This is a genomic window from Pseudomonas sp. NY15435 (genome assembly GCF_048068295.1).
Lineage (GTDB): Bacteria > Pseudomonadota > Gammaproteobacteria > Pseudomonadales > Pseudomonadaceae > Pseudomonas.
In genome coordinates, this window is the sequence record NZ_JBLUQA010000001.1 from 76,134 (window position 1) to 97,671 (window position 21,538).

At 65.4% G+C, this 21,538-nt stretch carries 15 protein-coding genes; 4 read left to right on the forward strand and 11 right to left on the reverse strand.

Annotated features, from left to right (window positions below):
- Window positions 1–100 precede the first annotated feature (100 nt).
- Together ACNFH5_RS00385 and ACNFH5_RS00390 are read left to right on the forward strand one after the other, a co-directional pair.
- Window positions 101–2,281 carry a putative bifunctional diguanylate cyclase/phosphodiesterase gene (locus ACNFH5_RS00385; RefSeq protein ID WP_416743417.1) on the forward strand — a complete coding sequence of 727 codons (2,181 nt, stop codon included), beginning with the start codon at window positions 101–103 and terminating at the stop codon, window positions 2,279–2,281.
- A complete protein-coding gene (locus ACNFH5_RS00390; protein ID WP_416743418.1) occupies window positions 2,278–3,846 on the forward strand; it encodes a PAS domain-containing methyl-accepting chemotaxis protein in 1,569 nt (522 codons plus the stop codon). Before ACNFH5_RS00385 ends, ACNFH5_RS00390 begins: the two co-directional genes overlap by 4 nt.
- On the opposite strand, the gene ACNFH5_RS00395 is transcribed toward ACNFH5_RS00390, so the two are convergent.
- The 5 genes from ACNFH5_RS00395 to ACNFH5_RS00415 all read right to left on the reverse strand — a co-directional run bounded on the left by ACNFH5_RS00395 (window position 3,843) and on the right by ACNFH5_RS00415 (window position 8,548).
- Window positions 3,843–4,001 carry a YqaE/Pmp3 family membrane protein gene (locus ACNFH5_RS00395; protein WP_003084988.1) on the reverse strand — a complete coding sequence of 53 codons (159 nt, stop codon included), beginning with the start codon at window positions 3,999–4,001 and terminating at the stop codon, window positions 3,843–3,845. The genes ACNFH5_RS00390 and ACNFH5_RS00395 overlap by 4 nt on opposite strands.
- A gap of 298 nt (window positions 4,002–4,299) precedes the next feature.
- Window positions 4,300–5,649, reverse strand: coding sequence for a glutamine synthetase family protein (locus ACNFH5_RS00400; protein WP_416743421.1), 1,350 nt, complete (start codon window positions 5,647–5,649; stop codon window positions 4,300–4,302).
- Between the two features lie 178 nt (window positions 5,650–5,827).
- Window positions 5,828–6,379: a helix-turn-helix domain-containing protein gene (locus ACNFH5_RS00405; RefSeq protein WP_138213026.1), complete on the reverse strand. Its 552-nt coding sequence runs from the start codon at window positions 6,377–6,379 to the stop codon at window positions 5,828–5,830.
- 13 nt (window positions 6,380–6,392) lie between these two features.
- Window positions 6,393–7,682, reverse strand: coding sequence for an NAD(P)/FAD-dependent oxidoreductase (locus tag ACNFH5_RS00410; RefSeq protein ID WP_416743423.1), 1,290 nt, complete (start codon window positions 7,680–7,682; stop codon window positions 6,393–6,395).
- A gap of 107 nt (window positions 7,683–7,789) precedes the next feature.
- A complete protein-coding gene (locus tag ACNFH5_RS00415) occupies window positions 7,790–8,548 on the reverse strand; it encodes a hypothetical protein (protein ID WP_416743425.1) in 759 nt (252 codons plus the stop codon).
- A gap of 301 nt (window positions 8,549–8,849) precedes the next feature.
- Here ACNFH5_RS00415 and fnr point away from each other — a divergent pair, with 301 nt between their 5' ends.
- Window positions 8,850–9,551, forward strand: coding sequence for a fumarate/nitrate reduction transcriptional regulator Fnr (gene fnr, locus ACNFH5_RS00420; protein ID WP_416743427.1), 702 nt, complete (start codon window positions 8,850–8,852; stop codon window positions 9,549–9,551).
- Between the two features lie 271 nt (window positions 9,552–9,822).
- Here the strand turns inward: fnr and ACNFH5_RS00425 are convergent, their stop codons facing one another.
- Together ACNFH5_RS00425 and ACNFH5_RS00430 are read right to left on the reverse strand one after the other, a co-directional pair.
- Window positions 9,823–11,796 (reverse strand): PhoX family protein, encoded by a 1,974-nt coding sequence (locus ACNFH5_RS00425; RefSeq protein ID WP_416743429.1) that lies wholly within the window; start codon window positions 11,794–11,796, stop codon window positions 9,823–9,825.
- A 206-nt stretch (window positions 11,797–12,002) separates the two neighbouring features.
- The gene (locus ACNFH5_RS00430) at window positions 12,003–12,710 is read right to left on the reverse strand and encodes an MOSC domain-containing protein (protein ID WP_416743431.1); all 708 of its coding nucleotides are present in this window, start codon (window positions 12,708–12,710) and stop codon (window positions 12,003–12,005) included.
- Between the two features lie 100 nt (window positions 12,711–12,810).
- On the opposite strand from ACNFH5_RS00430, the gene ACNFH5_RS00435 reads away from it, so the two are divergent.
- Complete coding sequence (locus ACNFH5_RS00435) at window positions 12,811–13,689, forward strand: LysR family transcriptional regulator (protein WP_024763624.1); 879 nt, start codon at window positions 12,811–12,813, stop codon at window positions 13,687–13,689.
- A 428-nt stretch (window positions 13,690–14,117) separates the two neighbouring features.
- Here the strand turns inward: ACNFH5_RS00435 and ACNFH5_RS00440 are convergent, their stop codons facing one another.
- The 4 genes from ACNFH5_RS00440 to ACNFH5_RS00455 form a co-directional block, all read right to left on the reverse strand.
- The gene (locus ACNFH5_RS00440) at window positions 14,118–15,896 is read right to left on the reverse strand and encodes an acyl-CoA dehydrogenase C-terminal domain-containing protein (RefSeq protein WP_401088323.1); all 1,779 of its coding nucleotides are present in this window, start codon (window positions 15,894–15,896) and stop codon (window positions 14,118–14,120) included.
- Between the two features lie 208 nt (window positions 15,897–16,104).
- Window positions 16,105–17,901, reverse strand: a complete 1,797-nt coding sequence (locus tag ACNFH5_RS00445) for an acyl-CoA dehydrogenase C-terminal domain-containing protein (RefSeq protein WP_416743433.1) — start codon at window positions 17,899–17,901, stop codon at window positions 16,105–16,107.
- A 118-nt stretch (window positions 17,902–18,019) separates the two neighbouring features.
- A complete protein-coding gene (locus ACNFH5_RS00450; RefSeq protein WP_416743435.1) occupies window positions 18,020–19,300 on the reverse strand; it encodes a diguanylate cyclase in 1,281 nt (426 codons plus the stop codon).
- Between the two features lie 171 nt (window positions 19,301–19,471).
- On the reverse strand, window positions 19,472–21,277 hold the full coding sequence (locus ACNFH5_RS00455; RefSeq protein WP_138525329.1) for a phenylacyl-CoA dehydrogenase: 1,806 nt from the start codon (window positions 21,275–21,277) through the stop codon (window positions 19,472–19,474).
- Window positions 21,278–21,538 lie beyond the last annotated feature (261 nt).

Here is a 21,538-nt window from a genome sequence, read left to right on the forward strand (position 1 = left end):
AAGACAAAGCGCCGAGTTGGTCGCCGTCGATTTCGACTGGTCGACGAGCCGGCGCTTTTTTCATGCCCGATAAAAACAGCAGACCCGCAAGGAGCCGAACATGGGCCTGGGACCGAAGCTCGAGAGCGTGCTCGAGCGCATCGGCCTGTCGACGACGGAAGTCGATCAGCGCTTGAACTACCTGGAGTGGCGAGAGGCAGATGCGCGCAATCTCCACGGCCGCGCCAGCGAACTGGAGGGCTGCCACCAGCGCTTCATCGAGCAGCTTTACGACCACCTGCGCCACTACCCGCCACTGGGGGCGATCCTCGCCGAGCCGGCGACGCTGGCGCGGCTGAAATGCAGCCAGTTCGAATACTACCGCCAGCTGTGGGACGCCCCGCAGGACGCCGACTACGTACGCGACCGCCTGCGCATCGGGCTGGTGCACCAGCAGGTCGGTGTCGAGCTGAAGTGGTACCTGGGCGCCTACCGCCTGTACCTGGACCAGATGCTCGCCGACCTGATGGGCGACGCCCCGGAAGCCGAGACCTACGCCAGCCTGCTCAAGCGGGTGTTCTTCGACATGTCGCTGGCCATCGACACTTACGGCGCCGCCCAGCGCCAGGCGCTGGAGGACAGCGAGGCACGCTATGCCCGCGCCCTGCGCGGCGCCAACGACGGCATCTGGGATTGGGACCTGGGCAACGACCGCCTGTACGTCTCCGAACGCTGGGCGCGCATGCTCGGGCTGACCCGCGACAATCTCGGCGAAAGCAGCACCAGCTGGTTCGCCCGCGTACACCCGGACGACCTGCCCGGCCTGCGCAAGGCCATCGACGCGCACCTGCGCGGCAGCAGTGCGCTGCTCAGCCACGAGTACCGCATCCGCCAGCGTGACGGCAACTACCTCTGGGTGCTGGCGCGCGGCGTAATCACCGACGGGCGCATGGCCGGCTCGCAGACCGACATCAGCCAGCACAAGGCCAGTGAGCACCAGCTCAGCCACGCGGCGCGGCACGACCCGCTCACCGGCCTGGGCAATCGCCTGCGCCTGGACGAATTGCTGCAGCAGGCGCTGATGCGCCAGCGACGCCCTGGCGCGCGCGAATCCGGCCTGCTGTTCATCGACCTGGACCGCTTCAAGCTGATCAACGACAGCCTCGGCCACGCGGTGGGCGACCGCGTGCTGGTGGAAGTCTCCCAGCGCCTGCTGCGCTGCCTGCGACCGGGCGATCACCTGGCGCGTTTCGGTGGCGACGAGTTCGTCGTGCTGCTGGACGACCTCGCCAGCCTGGTCGATGCCGAGCAGGTCGCACAACGCATGCTCGATTGCCTGCGCCAGCCGTTGCACGTGGATGGCCGCACGCTGGTGGTCAGCGCCAGCATCGGCATTACCGGGCTGATGACCGATGGCCAGGCCATCGACACCCTGCAGGCCGCCGATCTTGCGCTGTATCGGGCCAAGGAAGCCGGCAAAGCGCAGTACGCGCGCTTCAGCCTGGAGCTGCAGGCCGAGGCACAGCGCCGGCTCGATCTGGAAAGCGCGCTGGCCCAGGCGCTGCGCCGCGAGGAGTTCAGCCTGCACTACCAGCCCATCGTCCGCCTGGACCGCGATTCACCGCGCTGGGAGGCCGTGGAAGTGCTGCTGCGCTGGAAGCACAATGGCGAATCGGTGTCGCCGCTGGACTTCATTCCGGCACTGGAGGAGTCCGGCGAGATCGTCTCCGTCGGCGACTGGGTGCTACGCCAGGCCTGCCGGCAGACGGCACTGTGGCAGAGGCAGGGGCATCGCAATCTCTACTGCTCGGTAAACCTGTCGAGCCGACAATTGCAGCAGCCAGGCTTCGCCGCGCGGGTGCAGCAGATTCTCGCCGAGAGCGGCCTTTCACCACGCAGCCTGGTGCTGGAAATTACCGAAAGCCTGCTGATGCAGGACGGTGCGGAAACCCTCGCCTGCCTGCGCGAACTGGCCGCCGAGGGCGTGCGCCTGGCGCTGGATGATTTCGGCACCGGCTATTCCTCACTGGGCTACCTCAAGCGCTACCCGCTGCACATCCTCAAGGTCGACCGCAGCTTCATCACCCGCGTGCCGGACGACCCGGAGCTCAGCGCCATCTGCCGCGCGATCATCGGCCTGGGGCACAGCCTGGGCCTGGAAGTGGTGGCCGAGGGGGTGGAGCGCCAGGAGCACCTGGATTTCCTGCGCGCCGAAGGCTGCCGCCACGCCCAGGGCTTCCTGTTCAGCAAGCCACTGGCGCCTGAGCAACTGTTCCCACGCAACCTGGAGCACCAGCGATGAAGCAGAACCTGCCGATCACCGGGCGCCAGGTAGATGTACCGGCCAACGCCAACATCCTCTCCACCACCGACCTCAAGGGCGCTGTCACCCATGTGAACCCGGACTTCATCAAGTTCAGCGGCTTCGAGGCCGAGGAGCTGGTGGGCTTCAACCACAACCGAGTGCGCCACCCGGACATGCCGCCCGCCGCCTTCGCCCATCTCTGGCAGACGTTGCAAGCCGGGCGCAGCTGGATGGGCCTGGTGAAGAACCGTTGCAAGAATGGCGATCATTACTGGGTCAGCGCCTTCGTCACGCCGATTCGCCATGGCGGCAAAGTGGTGGAGTACCAGTCGGTGCGCACCCGCCCCGGCGCCGAGCAGGTCGACGCTGCGGAGCGCCTCTACGCGCGGATGCGCGAAGGCGCAACACTGAACCGCGCTCGCCTGCCACTGGTGCTGCAACTGCTGCTCGGCCTGCTGCTGGCGCAGGCCGGCGGCGCCCTCCTCGCACTATTGCTGCCCAAGCTGACGGCGCTGGCCTTCCTGCTGGCGCTGGGCGCTGCCGGCGCCTGGCTGATACTGCGCCTGCAACCGCTGGGCGCATTGCTCGGGCGGGCGCGAAAGATAGCCGACAACCCACTGAGCCAGCTGCTCTATACGGGGCGAAGTGATGAGTTTGGCGAGCTGGATTTCGCCTTCCGCATGCTGGAGGCGGAGACCGCCGCCGTGGTTGGGCGCATGGCGGATGCCTCCCATCAACTGGCCGAGCACTCCGCGGCGCTGGCCGATGCCATGGCCGGCGGCAGCGCCGCTTCGCAGTTGCAACAGCGCGAGACCGAGCAGGTTGCCAGCGCCATGCAGCAACTGGCGCAAAGCGTCCAGGAGGTCGCCCGCCACGCGCAACACAGCGCGGTGGCGGCGCAATGCAGCGAGCGCATCACCCAGTCAGGGCATGAGGATGTGCACGGCACGCGCGGACAACTCGCCGCGCTGGAAGCGGGTGTTCGTGCGGCGAGCGCGGCGGTGGAACAGCAGAAGGAGCACAGCGAGGCGATCTCGCGGATGCTCGAGGTGATCCGCGACGTCGCCGGGCAGACCAACCTGCTGGCACTGAACGCCGCCATCGAGGCAGCGCGGGCCGGGGAAAGCGGACGTGGTTTTGCGGTGGTCGCCGACGAGGTTCGCGCGTTGGCTTCACGCACGGAGCACTCCGCGCGGGATATCCAGTCGCTGGTTGGCAACCTCCAGCAGGGTGCCGAGGATTCGGTGCGCGCGCTATGGCACTGCTGCGACCAGGCGGTGGCCAGCCTGGCCCAGGCCGGACAAGCGGCGGGCACGCTGGAGCGCATCAACGAGCAGGTCTCGGCGATCCAGCGAATGAGCCTGGAAATCGCCGAAGCCATCGAGGAACAGGGCGTCGCCAGCGAGGACGTGCAGCGCAGCCTGCAGGCCATTCGCGGCTCGGCCGACAGCAACGCGGCGAAGGTCGGCACCTGCCAGCGCAGCGCCGCGCGCATGGCGGAGCTGGCGGCGGAGCTGCGGATGCTGGCAGAGCATTTCTGGGAGGGCAGCCGGGCGGGTTAGCGCTTGGCGATGATGTACACGGCGTGCACGATACCGGGGATGTAGCCGAGCAGCGTCAGCAGGATGTTGAGCCAGAACGCGCCGCCGAAACCGACCTGGAGGAAAACGCCCAGCGGCGGCAGAAGGATGGCGATCAGAATGCGGATGAGGTCCATGCGATGGCTCCTTGTGAGATTGCCTCGTGCAGGGAATTGACCGCGGGAAAGCGGAGCGGGTTCAGAGAAATTGGCGTAGGTGCATTGCGCGGCGAATGGCATCGGTGATCGCTCGCCCGCCGATGATAACGGTTCCAGCGGGTAGACAATCGCGGACGGAGTCCGCTCCTACGCACACGAGGGCATCGGCGCTGGCCCCGCGCGTAGGAGCGGACTTTGTCCGCGATGATTCGGTCCGCAGGGGAGCGACCGGTTCGCGAGCAAGCTCGCTCCTACAAGGTGGGATCAGCCACAGGCGTCAGAGGAACCAGCGGTACTCCCGCGCGCTGACTTCGTTCATGAAGTCCAGGTGGTCATGGCGCTTGTTCTCGCAGTAGACGAAAACGAACTCGCTGCCCAGGCCTTCCTTCACCACCGGGTGGTCTTCCATCTCCGCGACGGCGCCAAGCATGTCGCGGGGGAAGTCGATACCGCTGGCGCGGTCTTCGTTGAGCGGCGGGATGGGTTCCTGGCGGGCTTCCAGGCCGTGCTCCATGCCGGTGAGGATCGCCGCCAGCACCAGGTAGGGGTTGGCGTCCGCGCCGGCGAGGCGGTGTTCGATGCGCAGGTTCTTGCCGTCGGATTCGGGAATGCGGATGCACGCATCGCGATCCTCGAAGCCCCAGCTGGCCTTGCTCGCGGCGTTCACGCGGGAGCCGTAGCGGCGGTAGGCGTTGTGGTTGGCGGCGAAGATCGGCATGCAGTGCGGCAACAGCTCCAGGCAGCCGGCCACCGCGTGGCGCAGGGCCTGCTGGTTGTCGCGCTCGAGCAGATTGTTGCCGTCACGGTCGTACAGGCTGACGTGGACGTGCATGCCGCTGCCCGGCGCGTGCAGGTAGGGCTTGCTCATGAAGCTGGCGCGATAGCCGTGCTTGAGCGCCACGCCACGGGTGGCGCGGGTGAACAGCGCGGCTTGGTCCGCGGCGTGCAGGCCGTCGTCGCAGTGGGCGAAGTTGATCTCGAACTGGCCCGGGCCGATCTCGGCGGTGATGACGTTGGCGTCCACGCCCTGCTCGCGGGAGGCTTCGACGATCTCGTGAAGCACATCGGAGAAGCGCGACAGGCGCTCGATGTGCATGTTCGGCTGGTCGTCCTCGTCGTCGCACAGCGGGTCGCGCGGGTACTGCGGCAGGCCGGCGTCGAGCTTCTTGTCGAACAGGTAGAACTCCAGCTCGAAGGCCACCACGGGGCGAATGCCCTTGGATTCGAGGCGCTGCATGACGCGGGCGAGCACTTCGCGCGGTTCGAACTCGATGGGCGCCTCGGTGCCGTCGGAGCTGATCAGCATCTGCCCCAGAGGCTGGTTCTCCCAGCGCACCGGCTTGAGCGAACCGGGGATCAGGCGGCGCGGCGCGTCCGGGTCGCCGTCGTTGAAGCAGTAGTCGCCGATGGGGTGCAGGCCGCCCTGTACGCCCAGCAGCACGCAGTTCTGCGGCAGTTTCAGCGGGCTGCCGGCGGCGACCTTCTCCAGCATGTCCACGGGGTAGCGCTTGCCGTAGAAGTGGCCGGGAATGTCCAGGCAGATCAGGTCGACGTAGCGGATGTCCGGGTATTGCTGGCGGAAGGCGCGGACTTCGCTGAGCAGGTCGGGATGCATCGGGCGGTTCATGATTTTCTCTGGGGCCTTTTTGTTCTCAGGTGCCAAGATCAATTTCGAGGCGGGACCGTCGCGAGCGAAGGCCAGGCAAGGCGGAAGTCGGCTCGGATGCGGAGTTTAGGCCGCTAAATGAGCAATCCGAGCCGACTTCCAACGCAGCATGGGCGAGCGCAGCAGGTACCGGTCGAAATTACGTGAAGATCCACAGCACCCTTGTAGGTTTATCGGTGAGGTTGCCGTAGCGGAACTGGCTGTGCGGCGGCAGCTGGAAACTGTCGTTGGGGTAAAGGGTGACGGTGTCGTCTTCGTACCAGATGGTCAGCTCGCCTTCGAGGACGAAGCCGCCCTGCTCCGAACTGTCGTCCAGGTGGCCTTCGCCGCTGGTGGCACCGGGGGCGAGGATGCTGTCGAGCATCGAGAAGCCGCCGGACATGTTCGGCGAGGCGAGGATGTCGGTGACACCGCCGGCGTAGTACAGGGTGCGGCGGTCGTTCGGCCGGGTCACCCAGTCACGCTCGCGGCGGGTATCGCCGGCGTAGAAGTAGGTGGTCGGCACGCCCAGGGCTTCGCTGATGGCGGTGAGGTCGGCGACGGTGGGTTGCGACAGCCCGCGCTCGACCTGGGACAGGAAGCCCACCGAGCGGCCGATCTGCTCGGCCAGCTCGCCCAGGGTGAGGTTCTTGTGCTTGCGCAGGTCGCGGATCAGCGTGGCAAGGTGTTCGTTGGCAACCGTCTGGGTCATGGCAGGTTCCGAATTAGACAAAGTCCCGCAATCGATACCAGGCCTTGCCGACGGCTTCCAGTGGCGCGGCGAAGCGCTGGCCGCCGGGGAACCCGGGATTGCGGATGCGTTGATAGAGGTCAAGCTCGTCGCTGCGTCCCTGCATCGCCTCGCTCACCGCATGGGCGGCGGCCAGGCTCGGCAGGACGCCGTGGCCGGAATAGCCCTGCAGCCAGTAGAGATCGCCGCGCCGACCGATGTCCGGGGTGCGCCGCATGCTGCAATCGATGTGGCCGCCCCAGGCGTATTCCAGCTCCACGCCCTTGAGCTGCGGGAACACCCGCTCGACATAAGGGCGCGTGGCGGCGCGGATGTCCGAGGGCATGCCACCCAGATAGGTGCAGCCGCCGCCGAACAGCAGGCGATGATCGGGGGTCAGGCGGAAGTAGTCGAGGACGAACTGGTTATCGGTGACGCAGCAGTTCTTCGGCAGCAGCGAACGGGCCAGTTCCTCACCCAGCGGCGCGGTGGCGACCTGGTAGGTGCCCACCGGCAGGATGCGTTCGGACACGTCGCGGTCCAGGCCGTCGATGTAGGCATTGCAGGCCAGCACCAGGGAGGCGCAACGCACGCTACCGTGCTCGGTCGTCACCTCATAGCCGTTGCCGCTCTCGCGGAAGCTCAGTGCACGGGTCTGCTCGAAGATGCGCCCGCCGGCGCGCTCGATGGCGCCCGCCAGGCCGTATGCCAGCTTGAGCGGGTTGAGGTGCGCGGAGTTGGGATCGTACAGGCCGGCCTGGTAACGGTCGCTGGCGATCCACTGCGGCAGGTCTTCACGGGGGATGAATTGCAGGCCTTCATAGCCCCAGCGACGATTGGCTTCTGCTTGCCAGTCGTAGAGCGAACCAACCCGGCGTTGCAGCACGGCGGTCCACAGGTGGCCAATGCGGTAGTCGCAGTCGAAACCGTGGCGTTGCGGCAGGTCGCGCAGTTCGTGGGCGGCCCAGAGCATGCCTTGCCACAGACGCAGCGCGCCTTCATGGCCGAGGTCGTCCTCGATGGGCCCCAAGTCGCTGGACCAGCCCGGCAGTGCCTGCCCGCCGTTGCGCCCGGATGCGGCCCAGGCGATGCGGCTGGCTTCGATCATGCAGACCTGGCGGCCACCTTCGACCAGTTGCAGCGCCGTGTGCAGGCCGCTGAAACCGGCACCGATCACCAGGACTTCGCATTCCAGCGGTTCGCGCAAGGTTTCGCGCGGCTGGATCAGCTCGGGGTTGGCGCCGGCGTAGTAGGTGCCGACCGGTTCGGTGGAGCGCAGGAACATCGCGACCTCATGAAATTGTTCTGATTATTTTTCATGAAAAATAACAGAACAAATTTCACAAGGCTAGCCCGTCGCGCTTTCGCGCAGACGGGCTGCGCTTCAACTCATCAGGAGGACAGCACGGCCCCGTCGGATTGCTCCTCGCGCTTCTGCCGCACGCTGACCACCACCACCAGCGCCACCAGGATGGCCGCGAGGATGGCCGAGGAGCCGATGGTGCCGAAGTCCAGCCCGCCTTTCTCGTGGGACTTGGTCAGCACATCGCCCAGGGTTGCGCCGAACGGGCGGGTCAGCACGAAGGCGATCCAGAAGAGCAGCACCGAGGACAGCTTGGTGAAGTAGTGCAGCAGCACGACCACGGCGATCAGGCTGCCGATCAGCAGCGCGCCGCCGGCGAAGCCCAGGCCGGAGTCGTCGGCGAGGAAGTCGCCCAGCGCGGTGCCCAGGGTGTTGGAGAAGAGGATCGCCACCCAATAGAACATCTCGCCTTTGAAGCTGCGGATGTTGTCCACCGACAGCGAGGTGCCGCTGTAGCGCCAGGCCGCGAAGATCGCCACCAGGATGCTGACGAGGATCGCCGAACCGGTGGCATAGCCGAGGCCCAGGGTGCGGTCCATGAAGTCGGACATGGTGGTGCCCGCGGTGCTGGTGGAAAGGATCACCAGCCAGTAGAGCCAGGGCACATAGCGCTTGCTGGCGAGTTGGCCGACCAGGGTGACGAGGAACAGGCTGATGAGGATCAGCGAGCTGATCGCATAGCCGACATTGAGGGTCATCGACAGCAAGTCGCCGGCGGTTTCCCCCAGGGTAGTGGCGCAGATCTTCATCACCCAGAAGGCCAGGGTGATCTGTGGCAGTTTGTTCACGGGCATGTCTCCGGAGAATGAGCGGGATGGACGCGCGTCGTCCCGACCGATCGCGTCGTTGCACGCCGGAGTTCCTGTGGTCTCCCCCAATGGCCCCAGGGTGCATGGGGGTGAAGCCTGAAGTCGGCGCAGTGAAGAAAGGGTCAAGCCGGTATGAAAAAACCATTGGCCAGCTTCCCGAGGGGCGATCCGACGGATGACAGATGGCTGTCAGTTGCTATGGTTCCATGAGGGGGCAATGCGCCCGAGGAACGCTTGATTGCGCGCGATTGGCCGGCGCATGGGGATATGGATGAATCAGATGATCAAACCGCAACCGTACTGCAAGAACTGCCGGCTGGCGCCGCCGACCCTGAGCGACGACAAGGTCCAGGAGCTCGAGGCAATCATCAAGCCAGGGCACCTGCTGCATAAGGGAGACTTCGTGTTCCGCCAGGGCGACCCGTTCCATAGCGTGTTCCTGGTGCGCTCCGGTTCGATCAAGACCTTCACCACCAACGAACAGGGCCTGGAAAAGATCACCGGCTTCTACTTCGCCACCGAGATCTTCGGCTTCTCCGGTATGGGAGAAGGCAGCTACCCGGTGTCGGCGCAGGCGCTGGAAAGCACCCTGTGCAGCGAGATTCCGTTCAACCAGTTGGAGGAGTTGTCACTGCAGATTCCCGGACTGTCGCACCAGATCATGCTGATGATGAGCCGCAAGATCCGCGAAGATCAGCAGATGAAGCTGTTGCTCTCGCGGCTGAATTCGGACTCGCGTATCGCCGCCTTCCTGCTGAACATTTCCGCGCATTTCCGCGAGCGCGGCTTCTCCGCCACACGCTTCCGCCTGAGCATGTCGCGCAACGAGATCGGCGATTACCTGGGGCTGGCGGTGGAGACGGTCTCGCGCAGCTTCACGCGCCTGCAGAAGCACGGGTTGGTCCGGGTGGATGGGCGGGAGACGGAGATCGTCGATTTCACCGAGCTGTGCGCGCTGGCGGGGGGTGAGGTCGAGCTTTGAGGTTCCGATGGGCTTTGTTCGCGAGCAAGCTCGCTCCTACGAAGAGCGGCTTGTCGCGATTTGCCCCCTGAGCTGAGCCGGTAGGAGCGAGCTTGCTCGCGAACCGCCCACGCAGCGGACCTCCCTCACCCTGGCCCTCTCCCAGAGGGAGAGGGGATTGATAGTCACAGGGTGAAACCGCATCGTCAGCCGGCACGGACGGCCCCCTCTCCCTTGGGAGAGGGCTGGGGTGAGGGGAAAGTCCGAACAGCAGCCCTTCCCCTTAACCCCATCAAGTCCCGATCACACCCCCATCATCCTTGGTGATCACCAGCGTCGTTGAGCGCGGAATGCTCTTGCCATCGCTGGCCGGGAAGCTGATGCCTGGGTGCTGGATGTTCACCCACATTGTCCTGCCGTCCGGGCTCTGGGTAATCCCCGTCAGCTCGCAACCTCGCGGGCCGACCAGGAAGCGGCGCACCTCGCGGCTGTGCGGGTCGGCGCAGAGCAACTGGTTGCAGCCCATGGCCTGCATCGGCGCTTCGGCGTCGTCGTAGTCGGTCTCGATCCACAGGCGGCCGGCGGTGTCGAAGTACAGGCCGTCCGGCGAGGAGAAGATGTCGCCGTTGATGGTGCCGATCAGGTTCTCCGGCGCCGTGGAGCCCTTTTGCTCGCCGGCCAGCAGGAAGATTTCCCACTGGAAGGTGGTGGCGGTCGGATCGCCGCCGGCTTCGTTCCAGCGCAGGATCTGCCCGTGGAGGTTTTCCTTGCGCGGGTTGGCCTTGTCCAACGGCTGCTTCTTGCCGCGCGCATCGTTGTTGGTGAGGCTGACGTAGACCTCGCGGGTGGTCTGCTGCACGGCCACCCACTCGGGGCGGTCCATAGGCGTAGCGCCCAGCAAGTCAGCGGCGGCGCGAGCGTTGACCAGCACCTCGGCCTGGCTGGCAAAGCCGTTCTCCGCAGTCAGGCCATTCTGCCCGTGTACCAGCGGCAGCCACTGCCCGCTGCCGTCGGCGCTGAAACGAGCGACGTAGAGGGTTCCCTCGTCCAGCAGGTCGCGATTCGCCGCGCGATCATCGGGATTGAATTTGCCGACGGGAACGAACTTGTAGATGTACTCGCCCTTGGTGTCGTCGCCGTAATAGAACGCCATGCGGTTGTCAGCGCCCAGCGAGAGGGTCGAGCACTCGCGGCAGAAACGGCCGACGGCGGTGCGCTTCTTCGGGGTGGAGCCGGGGTCGAAGGGGTCGATCTCCACCACCCAGCCGAAACGGTTCGGCTCGTTGACGTGGCCGCCGTGGGGCTGGTCGGCCTTGGGCGTGGCGTCGAAGCGCTCATCCACCGCTTCCCAGGCGTAGTAATTGCTGAACTGGCCGTTGGACAGGCCGTAGCGCTTGTGCGAAACGCGCTTGGCGTAGTCGGCCTTGTCGCGGTTGACGAAGTACTGGTGCCAGTTTTCCTCGCAGGCGAGGTAGGTACCCCACGGCGTGACGCCCATGGAGCAGTTGTTCAGGGTGCCGAGCACCTGTTTCGCCTCCGGATCGCTGGCGGTGCGCAGCAGGTCGTGGCCGGACAGGGGGCCGGACAGCTCCAGCGGCGAGCTGCCGGTGATGCGGCGGTTGTAGCTCGAAGCCTCGACGCGCTGCCACTGGCCGCTGGCGTCCTTCTTCACCTCGATCACGCTCAGGCCGTGGGCGGCGATCTCTTTGCGCACCTCGCCTTCCGGGCGGCCACGGCTGCCGTCGGGGCGGTCCTCGAAGGTCTGGCCCTTGGTGTGCAGCGTCGGGTTGATGTACTCGTGGTTGATCACCAGCAGGCCATGGCTGTCCGGTGCATCGGGGAAGGGGAAGTAATGCATGCCGTCATGGTTGTCGCCGGCCTGCAGCTCCTGGGCTTTCCAGTCCTCGCTGGCGTCGCCTTTCCAGGCTGGCGAGCCGGTCACCACCGCATCGCCCCAGGAGAAGAACGGCCGTGCGGTATAGCCCTCAGCGACTATCACCCGGTCGAACTTCGGGTCCTGCTGCACCACCACGCCCTTGAAGCCCAGCAACCCGCTGGGCACCGGAGCATCGGCGGCGAACAGCGAGCGTCCGGGGAACAGGCCGCCACCGAGAAAGCCGACCGCGCCCAGCACCAGGCTGTTCTTCAGCAGGCGGCGGCGCGAGGCGTCGATCAGCTCGCTCATCGGCACGTTGCCGGAGGGGTTGATCGCCTGGTCGTCGAAGGCGGCCAGTCGGTCGTGGAAATCCTGGAAACGCTCGCTCATCAGATGGTTCCTTCCGCGCGGCCGTCTGTCTGACGGCTCGGGTTGTCAGTAAAAGCTATCGGCGGAAGGTTAGGAACGCGGTGTTACGTCGGCATGACAACGCCGCCGAGCCCTGTGACAGGCTCGGCGGCGGGAATAAAAGCCGCCCCGCAGGACCAAGACGACGTCCGGGGGCGGGCGCGAGGGCATTTGCGAAACAGTGCGGCTCAGCTCTGCAGGCCGCCCTGCTCCGAACATTCGGGGCCCGCCAGGCGGGCCGTCCAGTCTTCCAGCACGCCACTGGTGAGGCGTTGCGCGGCGGTCTTGCGCCAGCGCAGGGAGAGCGCGTCGCAGGCCATCATCAGGCGCAGTCCGGTGCGCTCCAACGGATGGCCGAAGTACCAGTCCAGCAGGCTCGCCACGGTGAGCTGCGGGTAGTGCCGCTGCACCAGTTCCAGCGGTGCGTCGGGGGCGACCATGCCGGAGCGGCGCACCCGATAGAACCAGCCGCAGCGCCCCTGCTCCTGCACTTCCAGCGGAAGCTCGGGCAGATTCCAGCGCTTTGCCAGGCGATAGCTGGGCGAGCGCGGCTGGCTCACTTCGATCAGCGCCTCGCCCCAGCGGAACAGGTCGCCAATGCACACTTCGTGTTCGTTGAGACCGAAGGTCGACAGGTTCTCGCCGAACGCCGGCTGTCGCCAGCGCGTCTGCGGGTGCTGCTTGCGCCAGTGGCGGTAGTGCTCGGCCGGGTAGTGGTGCAGTGCGCGGTCCAGACCGCCATCGCGGCGCAGGTCGGCCCGTGCGTCCCCCGGCAGCCCTTCGGCGCCGAGCCAGACTTCCTGATGCGTTTCCAGCCTGTCGATATCGCTGAGCAAACCTCCCCAGCTTTCTTCGACTTTGCCTATGAAAACGCCCTGGATGACGATGCTTTCCACCTTTGTCTACCCATCTGAGACAGCGGACAAGCGCTAGAGTAGTGGCCTGGATAGCCGACTATCCATTTCGATTTTCCAGTTTCGTTGATAAGCAGACCTTATGGATTTCCGCCAGCTCCGCTATTTCGTCGCACTCTATGAGGAAGGCCACGTCGGGCGCGCCGCCGAACGCCTGGCAATTTCCCAACCGGCGCTGTCGCAGCAGATCCGCCAGCTGGAACAGAACCTCGACGTGGCGCTGTTCCAGCGCAGCGGCAAGCGCCTGCTGCCCACCGCCGCGGCGCACACGCTGTACAACCACGCGGTGCCGCTGCTCGAAGGCCTGGAACGCGCCCGCGAGGCGCTGCGCGGCTTCCGCGGGCAGAGTGCACGCAGCCTGGCCATCGGCGTGCTGCAGACGGTCAACGCGAGCCTGGTGCCGCACCTGGTGGAACGCCTGCATGCCGCGCAACCGCACGTGCAGGTGCGCATCTACGAACTCTCCGGCGTGGAGATCGAGCGCCGCTTGTTGATCGGCCAACTGGATATCGGCATCGGCTTCCTGCCACCGCGCCAGCCGGCGCTGCACGGCGTGGAGCTGTACCCGGACGAATTGCAGCTGGTGATCCCGGCGGACCATCCGTTGAAGGACTTCAAGAAGGTCTCGCTGGCCCAGGCGGCGGAACTACCGATGCTGCTGCTCGGCGAAGAATTCCGTGCCCGGCAGATCTGGCAGGAGCAACTGGCCGCCATCGGCCGGCGGCCACGGGTGCAAGCGGAGTTGAACCACATGGGCGGCATCCTCGACAGCCTGCCGCAAAGCCGCTTCGCCACCGTGCTGCCGGGCCGCGCACGGCAGATGCACGCGCACAAGGACCTACTCTGGAAACCGCTGAGCGAGCCGCGTATTCCGTTGAGTGTGGGCCTGGTCTATCGCGATGCGCAGCGGCAGCAGCCGACCGTGGAGTTGCTGCGCTCGTTGCTCGATGGGGCAGTCTGATGACGAGCGCTTTTCGTAGGACCGAGGGGGACGCCTAGTCCTTGCTCGCGAACCCAGCCCCGCTGCGAGATCTGTTCGCGAGCAAGCTCGCTCCTACAGGTGGCACCATCGCGGCGCAGCACACGCGGAATCGCAGGCAAGAAAAAACCCCGCTTCTTGCGAAGCGGGGTTTTGCAGACCGATATCCTGACGTCCGTGCTAGCCACCGTCCTTGGTGGATTCCCTTGTTTCCGTATTGTCGTTGGCGCTTCCTGCGCAATGTCCTGACTGAGAGAAAGGTTACCGCTGTAGGCCTTTGTCAGAAAGACGCCGATCACCGCCGCTGTTTGTAAGCTTTGGCTTACACGGATTCATACTAGCGTCAGTCAGAAAGGATATATCCCCATGAAAAAGCCCCGCCGAGGCGGGGCTTTTTCATACGCGACCGCTTAGAACTGTGCGGCGTCCAGCAGGTACAGCGACTCGCTGCCGGCCTTCACCGAGGCGGTCAGGGAGTGGATGCGCGGCAGCAGGCGGGCGAAGTAGAAACGCGCAGTGCCCAGCTTGCTGGCGTAGAACTCGTCCTGGCCTTCCTTGCCCAGCGCAGCGCGCGCCATCAGGGCCCACATGTAGGCGTAGGCGGTGTAGCCGAAGGCGTGCAGGTACTCGACCGAAGCGGCGCCGATCTCGTTCGGGTTGCCCTTGGCGCGATCCAGGACCCAGGCGGTCAGCTCGTCGAGATTCTGCACGGCCGCGTTCAGCGGGCCGGTGAATTCAGCCAGCTCGGCGGAGGCCGAAGCGGTGAAGGCGCGGATCTCGTCGGTGAACAGCTTGGCGTAGGCGCCGCCGCTGCCAACGATCTTGCGGCCCATCAGGTCCAGCGCCTGGATGCCGTTGGTGCCTTCGTAGATCTGGGTGATGCGGCAATCACGCACCAGCTGCTCCTGGCCCCACTCGCGGATGAAGCCGTGGCCGCCAAAGATCTGCTGGCCGTGGATGGTGGTTTCCAGGCCCATGTCGGTGAGGAAGGCCTTGGCCACCGGGGTCAGCAGGGCGACCAGTTCCTCGGCGCGCTTGCGGGTGGTCGGCTCTTCGCTGTACTTCGCGGTGTCCAGCTGCATGGCGACATAGCTGGAGAAGGCGCGGCCGCCCTCGTTCAGCGCCTTCATGGTCAGCAGCATGCGGCGCACGTCCGGGTGGACGATGATCGGGTCGGCAGCCTTGTCCTTGGCGACCGGGCCGGTCGGCGCGCGGCTCTGGATACGCTCGCGGGCGTACTCCACAGCGCTCTGGTAGGAACGCTCGCCGGTGGCCAGGCCCTGGATGCCCACGCCCAGGCGCTCGTAGTTCATCATGGTGAACATGGCGGCCAGGCCCTTGTTCGGCGCATCGACGATCCAGCCAGTGGCGCCGTCGAAGTTCATCACGCAGGTGGCGGAACCCTTGATGCCCATCTTGTGCTCAATGGAGCCACAGGACACGGCGTTACGCTCGGCCAGGGAACCGTCGGCGTTGACCATCACCTTGGGCACCAGGAACAGCGAGATGCCCTTGGAGCCGGCCGGCGCGTCGGGGAGCTTGGCCAGCACCAGGTGGATGATGTTCTCGGTCAGGTCGTGTTCGCCGCCGGTGATGAAGATCTTGGTGCCGGAAATCTTGAAGCTGCCGTCAGCCTGCGGCTCGGCCTTGGTACGGATGATGCCCAGGTCGGTGCCGGCGTGCGGCTCGGTCAGGCACATGGAACCGGCCCAGGTGCCGGCGTACATGTTCGGCAGGTACTTGGCCTTCAGTTCTTCGCTGGCGTGGTTGAGCAGCGACAGGCAGGCGCCGGCGGTCAGCATCGGGTACAGGCCGAAGGACAGGTTGGCCGAGTTGACCATTTCCTCGACCTGGGCGCCGATCACCTTGGGCATGCCCATGCCGCCGAACTCCGGCGCGCCGCCCACGCCCACCCAGCCGCCTTCGGCGTAGGTGCGGTAGGCCTCGGGGAAGCCAGCCGGGGTCTTCACGCCCTCGGCGCTCCAGCTGCAGCCTTCTTCGTCGCCGCTGCGGTTCAGCGGGGCGATCACGCCGCCGGTGACCTTGCCGGCCTCTTCGAGGATCGCAGCAGCGGTCTCGACATCGACGGTCTCGGCCAGGGCAGGCAGTTCGGCCCACAGGTTGGCGACCTCGAAGACTTCATTGAGGACGAATTGCATGTCGCGCAGGGGAGCTTTGTAGTCAGCCATGATGGATCCTCGAACGAAAACGACGGCTGATCTGGCAGCCAGCGGTATCAGAATAGGAGGTACACGAAGGTACGCCGCCGGAGTTTACTCCAACAACTTTTCAGACTTTAAGCGTCATGATGTGACCACACAACTATAGATTGGTCACAATATGTAGCGAAAAACGAGGAGACCCGCACGCAGCGGGCCTCCTTGTCTGGCACGGGGATTACAGCGCGAACTGCTCGGCCGACAGGCGCATCAGCACTTCAGAACCGGCCTCCACTGCCGCTACATGACCCGACGCGCGGGGCAGCAGGCGGCTGAAGTAGAACTCGGCGGTGGCCAGCTTGGTTTCGTAGAAGGCCTTCTCGCCGGCGCCTTCCTCCAGCTTCTGCCCGGCGACCAGCGCCATGCGCAGCCAGAAGTAGCCGAGGGTGACGTAGCCGGAGAACATCAGGTAATCCACCGAGGCGGCGCCGACTTCGTCCGGGTTCTTCATGGCGGCCATGCCGACCTTCTGGGTCAGTTCGCCCCACTGCTTGTTCAGCGCCGCCAGCTGGGCCACCTGGACCTTGAGCTGCGGGTGCTCGGCGTGCTGCTGGCAGAGCTGATGGACGAGTTTGGTGAAGCCCATCAGCAGCTTGCCCTGGCTGCCGAGGACCTTGCGGCCCAGCAGGTCCAGCGCCTGGATGCCGTTGGTGCCCTCGTAGATCGGCGCGATGCGGCAGTCGCGCACCAGCTGCTCCATGCCCCACTCGCGGATGAAGCCGTGGCCGCCGAACACCTGCATGCCGTGGTTGGTCACTTCCAGGCCGGTTTCGGTCATGAAGGCCTTGCAGATCGGGGTGAGGAAGGCCAGCAGGTTGGCCGCGCGCTCGCGCTCCTCGGCGTCCTGGGACAGGTGCTCGATGTCCAGCAGCTGCGCGGTGAAGTAGGCCAGCGCACGGTTGCCTTCGTTGAACGCCTTCATGGTCAGCAGCATGCGGCGCACGTCCGGGTGGACGATGATCGGGTCGGCGGGCTTCTCCGGCGCCTTCGGGCCGGTCAGCGAACGCATCTGCAGGCGATCCTGGGCGTAGCGCACGGCGCCCTGGTAGCTGGTTTCGCCAAGGCAGAGGCCCTGCATGCCGGTGCCCAGGCGCGCGTGGTTCATCATGGTGAACATGCAGGCCAGGCCCTTGTTGGCTTCGCCGATCAGGAAGCCCTTGGCGCCGTCGAAGTTCATCACACAGGTGGCCGACGCCTTGATGCCCATCTTGTGCTCGATGGAGCCACAGGCCACGGCGTTGCGGCTACCCACCTCACCGTTCGCATCCAGATTGAACTTGGGCACGATGAACAGCGAGATGCCCTTGGTCCCGGCCGGCGCGTCAGGCAGCTTGGCCAGCACCAGGTGGATGATGTTCTCGGAGAGGTCGTGCTCACCGGCGGAGATGAAGATCTTGGTGCCGGTAATCGCATAGCTGCCGTCCGCATTGGGCACGGCGCGGGTCTTGATGATGCCCAGGTCGGTACCGCAGTGCGGCTCGGTCAGGCACATGGTGCCGGTCCAGACAGCACTGGTCATGCGCGGCAGGTAGGTGTTCTTCTGCTCTTGCGTGCCGTGGGCGTGGATGGCGGCCATGGCGCCCTTGGTCAGGCCGGGGTACATGCCCCAGGAGCAGTTGGAGGCGCCGATCATCTCGCTGACCAGCAGGCCGAGGGACGGCGGCAGACCCTGGCCACCGTATTCAGGATCGCTGGAGACGCCGTTCCAGCCAGCCTCGACGTACTGCGCAAAGGCATCCTTGAAGCCCTTGGGCGTGGTCACCACACCGTTGTCGAAGTGGCAGCCTTCCTCGTCGCCGGAGCGGTTCAGCGGGGCGATGACCTGCTCACAGAACTTCGCGCCTTCCTCGAGGATGGCGGCGAACATATCCGGGGTGGCGTCGGTGGCGCCGAGGGCTTCGTAGCGGCCGGTGAAGTCGAAGACTTCGTCGGTGAGGAAGCGCACGTCGCGCAGGGGGGCCTTGTACTCGGGCATCGCGAATCTCCGTTCGGTTCGTGCGCCGAAGCGGCGCGGAAACCTCGAACCTAACGGTGCGTGACCGCCCGGACAATCACGCTGCACGCGCTGAATGCGCAGTCATAACGCAAGCCGCTCAGGCGGTGCGCACCGCTCCGCGACGCGATTGCCCATGCACGGCCACGCGGTTACGCCCGCCGCTCTTGGCCGAATACAGCGCCTCGTCAGCGCCCTTGATGACTTCTTCCGGGCTGCGCCGCTCGCCGTCGCGCTCAGCGACACCGACGCTGATGGTCACCGAGACGGTCTGCGAATCCTTGCCGATACGTTTGTTGCGGCCCTGGCGGTCGTTCCTGGGACGGTTGCCACGGTCGCGCAGATACATTGCATAGCCCTCGATGGCCTGACGCACACCGTCCAGATGAGGCAGGCACTGCTCCACCGTCTTGCCGGCGAACACCAGGGTGAATTCTTCACCGCCATAACGGTACGCCTTGCCACCGCCACCGGTGCGACGCAGTTGGCTGGCGACCATGCGCAGCACCTGGTCGCCGACGTCGTGACCGTGGCTGTCGTTGAATTTCTTGAAGTGGTCCACGTCGATCATCGCCAGCACGTACTGCTGGCCCAGTCGCTGGAAACGCTCGTTCAGCGCGCGGCGACCCGGCAGGCCGGTGAGCTCGTCGCGGAAGGCCATCTGGTAGGCCTCGTGCGCTACCGCACCGGCGAGGGTGAGCATCACCAGGCTGGTCATCACGGTGAGCGCATGGGGCAGGATGAACACCTTGGGCAACATCCACAGCAACCCGAGCAGGCCAACCAGTTGCGCGGCGTGCAACGCGCGCGGCTGGCGCACGTAGGCAGCGATCAGGGCGATGAAGGCCATCAGGAAACCGAAGTAGGACAACTGCGCGAGGTTCATCCACTGCCCGTGCAACGCCGGCCAGTAGGTGTCGCTGAGCAGCTCCGCAAGCCCCTGCGGGAAGCGCTTGGCCAGGGCCGTCGCCATGCCGGCTACGGCGATCAACGCGGCGCTGCGGGCCAGCAGGTCCTGCAGCAGGTGCATGCGCTCCTGCCAGATGCCGTACATCCCATAGAGCAGCGGCAGCAGCACGCAGCACAGGTGGAAGACCAGCGCGGCTTCGGGCATCACCACGCGGCGGGCCTGGAAGTAGTCGACCTGGGTATCGAGCAGGAAGTAGGCGATATACACGCAGGTCAGCATGAACAGCTGGCGCTGGCGGTTGTAGACCAGGCATAGCGCGCCGCCGAGCAACAGCAACAGAGTCGGCAGGACGTTGAACAGCGAAGTGAAGAAGTCGGACAGTTCGGCCAGGGAGCCGGCGACGACGCCGGCCGGGATCAGCAGCAGAGGCGTGAGGAAGTGGCTGAGCCGGTAGGGGGCCGTGGGTCGCACAAGGGGTTCCGCAGGGTGGATACCGGGCTCACGGTCAGGCGGCCGGCAAGTGGCGTAATGATGGCATTTTCTGCAGGCATTTGCGTGATTTCAGATACGAAAAAGCCCGCCTTGCGGCGGGCTTCTTCCTGTTCAGCAGACGGACGGCAGGCCGTCCGGCTAGCGCGCTGATCAGTAACCGAGGGCGAAATCTTCCTCGGCCAGGTCCATCAGGTTGTTGGCGCCGGACAGCATGGAGCCAACGTGCGCGCGGGTGCGCGGCAGGATGCGCTGGAAGTAGAAGCGCGCGGTCTTCAGCTTGGCCTGGTAGAAGGCCTCTTCGCTGGTACCGGCAGCCAGCTTCTCGGCAGCCAGGCGAGCCATGTCGGCCCAGAAGTAAGCCAGGCAGGCGTAGCCGGAGAACATCAGGTAGTCGACCGAAGCGGCACCGACTTCCTCACGATCCTTCATGGCAGCCATGCCGACCTTCATGGTCAGGTCGCCCCACTCCTTGTTCAGCGCTGCCAGCGGTGCGACGAACTCTTTGACCGCTTCGTTGGCTTCGTTGGCCTGGCAGAACTTGTGCACGATCTTGGTGAAGCCCTTGAGCGCTTCGCCCTGGGTCATGAGGATCTTGCGGCCCAGCAGGTCCAGCGCCTGAACGCCGGTGGTGCCTTCGTACAGCATGGAGATGCGGCTGTCGCGGACGTTCTGTTCCATGCCGTGCTCGGCGATGAAGCCGTGGCCGCCATAGATCTGCACGCCGTGGTTGGCGGCTTCGAAGCCCACTTCAGTCATGAACGCCTTGGCGATCGGAGTGAGGAAGGCCAGCATCGAGTCAGCGGCTTTCTTCTCTTCTTCGTCCTGGCTGCGCTGAACGATGTCGACCTGCTTGGCAGCGAAGTACAGCATGGCGCGGTTGCCTTCGGCGAATGCCTTGGCGGTCAGCAGCATGCGGCGTACGTCCGGGTGCACGATGATCGGGTCAGCGGCTTTTTCCGGGGCTTTCGGGCCGGTCAGCGACCGCATCTGCAGACGCTCGCGAGCGTAGGCGATGCCACCCTGGAAACCGATTTCGGCGTGGGCCAGGCCTTGCAGCGCGGTACCCAGGCGAGCGGTGTTCATGAAGGTGAACATGCAGTTCAGGCCCTTGTTCGGCGGGCCGATCAGGAAGCCGGTGGCGGCGTCGAAGTTCATCACGCAGGTGGCGTTGCCGTGGATGCCCATCTTGTGCTCGATGGAGCCACAGGAAACGGCGTTGCGCTCGCCCACATTGCCTTCGGCGTTGGGCAGGAACTTCGGCACGATGAACAGCGAGATGCCCTTGGTGCCTTGCGGGGCGTCGGGCAGGCGGGCCAGCACGATGTGGACGATGTTGTCGGCCATGTCGTGTTCGCCAGCGGAGATGAAGATCTTGGTGCCGGTGATCTTGTAGGTGCCGTCAGCCTGCGGCTCGGCCTTGGTGCGCAGCATGCCCAGGTCGGTGCCGCAATGCGGCTCGGTCAGGCACATGGTGCCGGTCCACTCGCCGGAAACCAGCTTGGTCAGGTAGGCGTGCTGTTGCTCCGGGGTACCGTGGGCATGCAGGGTGTTCATGGCGCCGTGGGACAGGCCCGGGTACATGCCCCAGGACCAGTTGGCCTGGCCAACCATCTCGCTGATGGCCAGACCCAGAGATTCGGGCAGACCCTGACCGCCGTGCTCGACGTCATGGGCCAGGCTCGGCCAGCCGCCTTCGACGAACTGCTGGTAGGCCTCTTTGAAGCCGGTCGGAGTCTTGACGCCTTCCGGGCTCCATTTGCAGCCTTCCAGGTCGCCAGTGCGGTTCAGCGGAGCGATTACCTGTTCGCAGAACTTGGCACCCTCTTCGAGGATGGCATTGACCATGTCCGGGGTGGCGTCTTCAGCGCCCGGCAGGTTCTGGTAGTGCGCTTCGTAGCCCAGCAGCTCGTCGCGAACGAAACGGATATCACGCAAGGGGGCCTTGTAATCAGGCATAGCGGTAAACCTCTACGAAGGGTTCTGGTTAATGGGCGACCGGTCGCTGCGGTCGCAGTGCGGGAGCATTCCCGGCCGCCCAGTCGGTGCGCGCACGCATCCAGACAGTCAAACAGGCGTTTGAAACATACGTTTACGCCATACCCTTGTCAAGCGTCCAAACCGACCGCCTGGTCACGCTCGCGGGGCAGTCCACGGGCACATTCGCAGCAACGTCCTGACGCTAATTAAAGCCCATTGCAGAGCGGCCGGCGTGTCACA

What these genes read in the sequence shown, in the direction of transcription:
- ACNFH5_RS00385 (WP_416743417.1), top strand. Translation starts at nt 101, where the DNA reads ATGGGCCTGGGACCGAAGCTCGAGAGCGTGCTCGAGCGCATCGGCCTG.
- ACNFH5_RS00390 (WP_416743418.1), top strand. Translation starts at nt 2,278, where the DNA reads ATGAAGCAGAACCTGCCGATCACCGGGCGCCAGGTAGATGTACCGGCC.
- ACNFH5_RS00395 (WP_003084988.1), bottom strand. Translation starts at nt 4,001, where the DNA reads ATGGACCTCATCCGCATTCTGATCGCCATCCTTCTGCCGCCGCTGGGC.
- ACNFH5_RS00400 (WP_416743421.1), bottom strand. Translation starts at nt 5,649, where the DNA reads ATGAACCGCCCGATGCATCCCGACCTGCTCAGCGAAGTCCGCGCCTTC.
- ACNFH5_RS00405 (WP_138213026.1), bottom strand. Translation starts at nt 6,379, where the DNA reads ATGACCCAGACGGTTGCCAACGAACACCTTGCCACGCTGATCCGCGAC.
- ACNFH5_RS00410 (WP_416743423.1), bottom strand. Translation starts at nt 7,682, where the DNA reads ATGTTCCTGCGCTCCACCGAACCGGTCGGCACCTACTACGCCGGCGCC.
- fnr (WP_416743427.1), top strand. Translation starts at nt 8,850, where the DNA reads ATGATCAAACCGCAACCGTACTGCAAGAACTGCCGGCTGGCGCCGCCG.
- ACNFH5_RS00425 (WP_416743429.1), bottom strand. Translation starts at nt 11,796, where the DNA reads ATGAGCGAGCGTTTCCAGGATTTCCACGACCGACTGGCCGCCTTCGAC.
- ACNFH5_RS00435 (WP_024763624.1), top strand. Translation starts at nt 12,811, where the DNA reads ATGGATTTCCGCCAGCTCCGCTATTTCGTCGCACTCTATGAGGAAGGC.
- ACNFH5_RS00440 (WP_401088323.1), bottom strand. Translation starts at nt 15,896, where the DNA reads ATGGCTGACTACAAAGCTCCCCTGCGCGACATGCAATTCGTCCTCAAT.
- ACNFH5_RS00445 (WP_416743433.1), bottom strand. Translation starts at nt 17,901, where the DNA reads ATGCCCGAGTACAAGGCCCCCCTGCGCGACGTGCGCTTCCTCACCGAC.
- ACNFH5_RS00455 (WP_138525329.1), bottom strand. Translation starts at nt 21,277, where the DNA reads ATGCCTGATTACAAGGCCCCCTTGCGTGATATCCGTTTCGTTCGCGAC.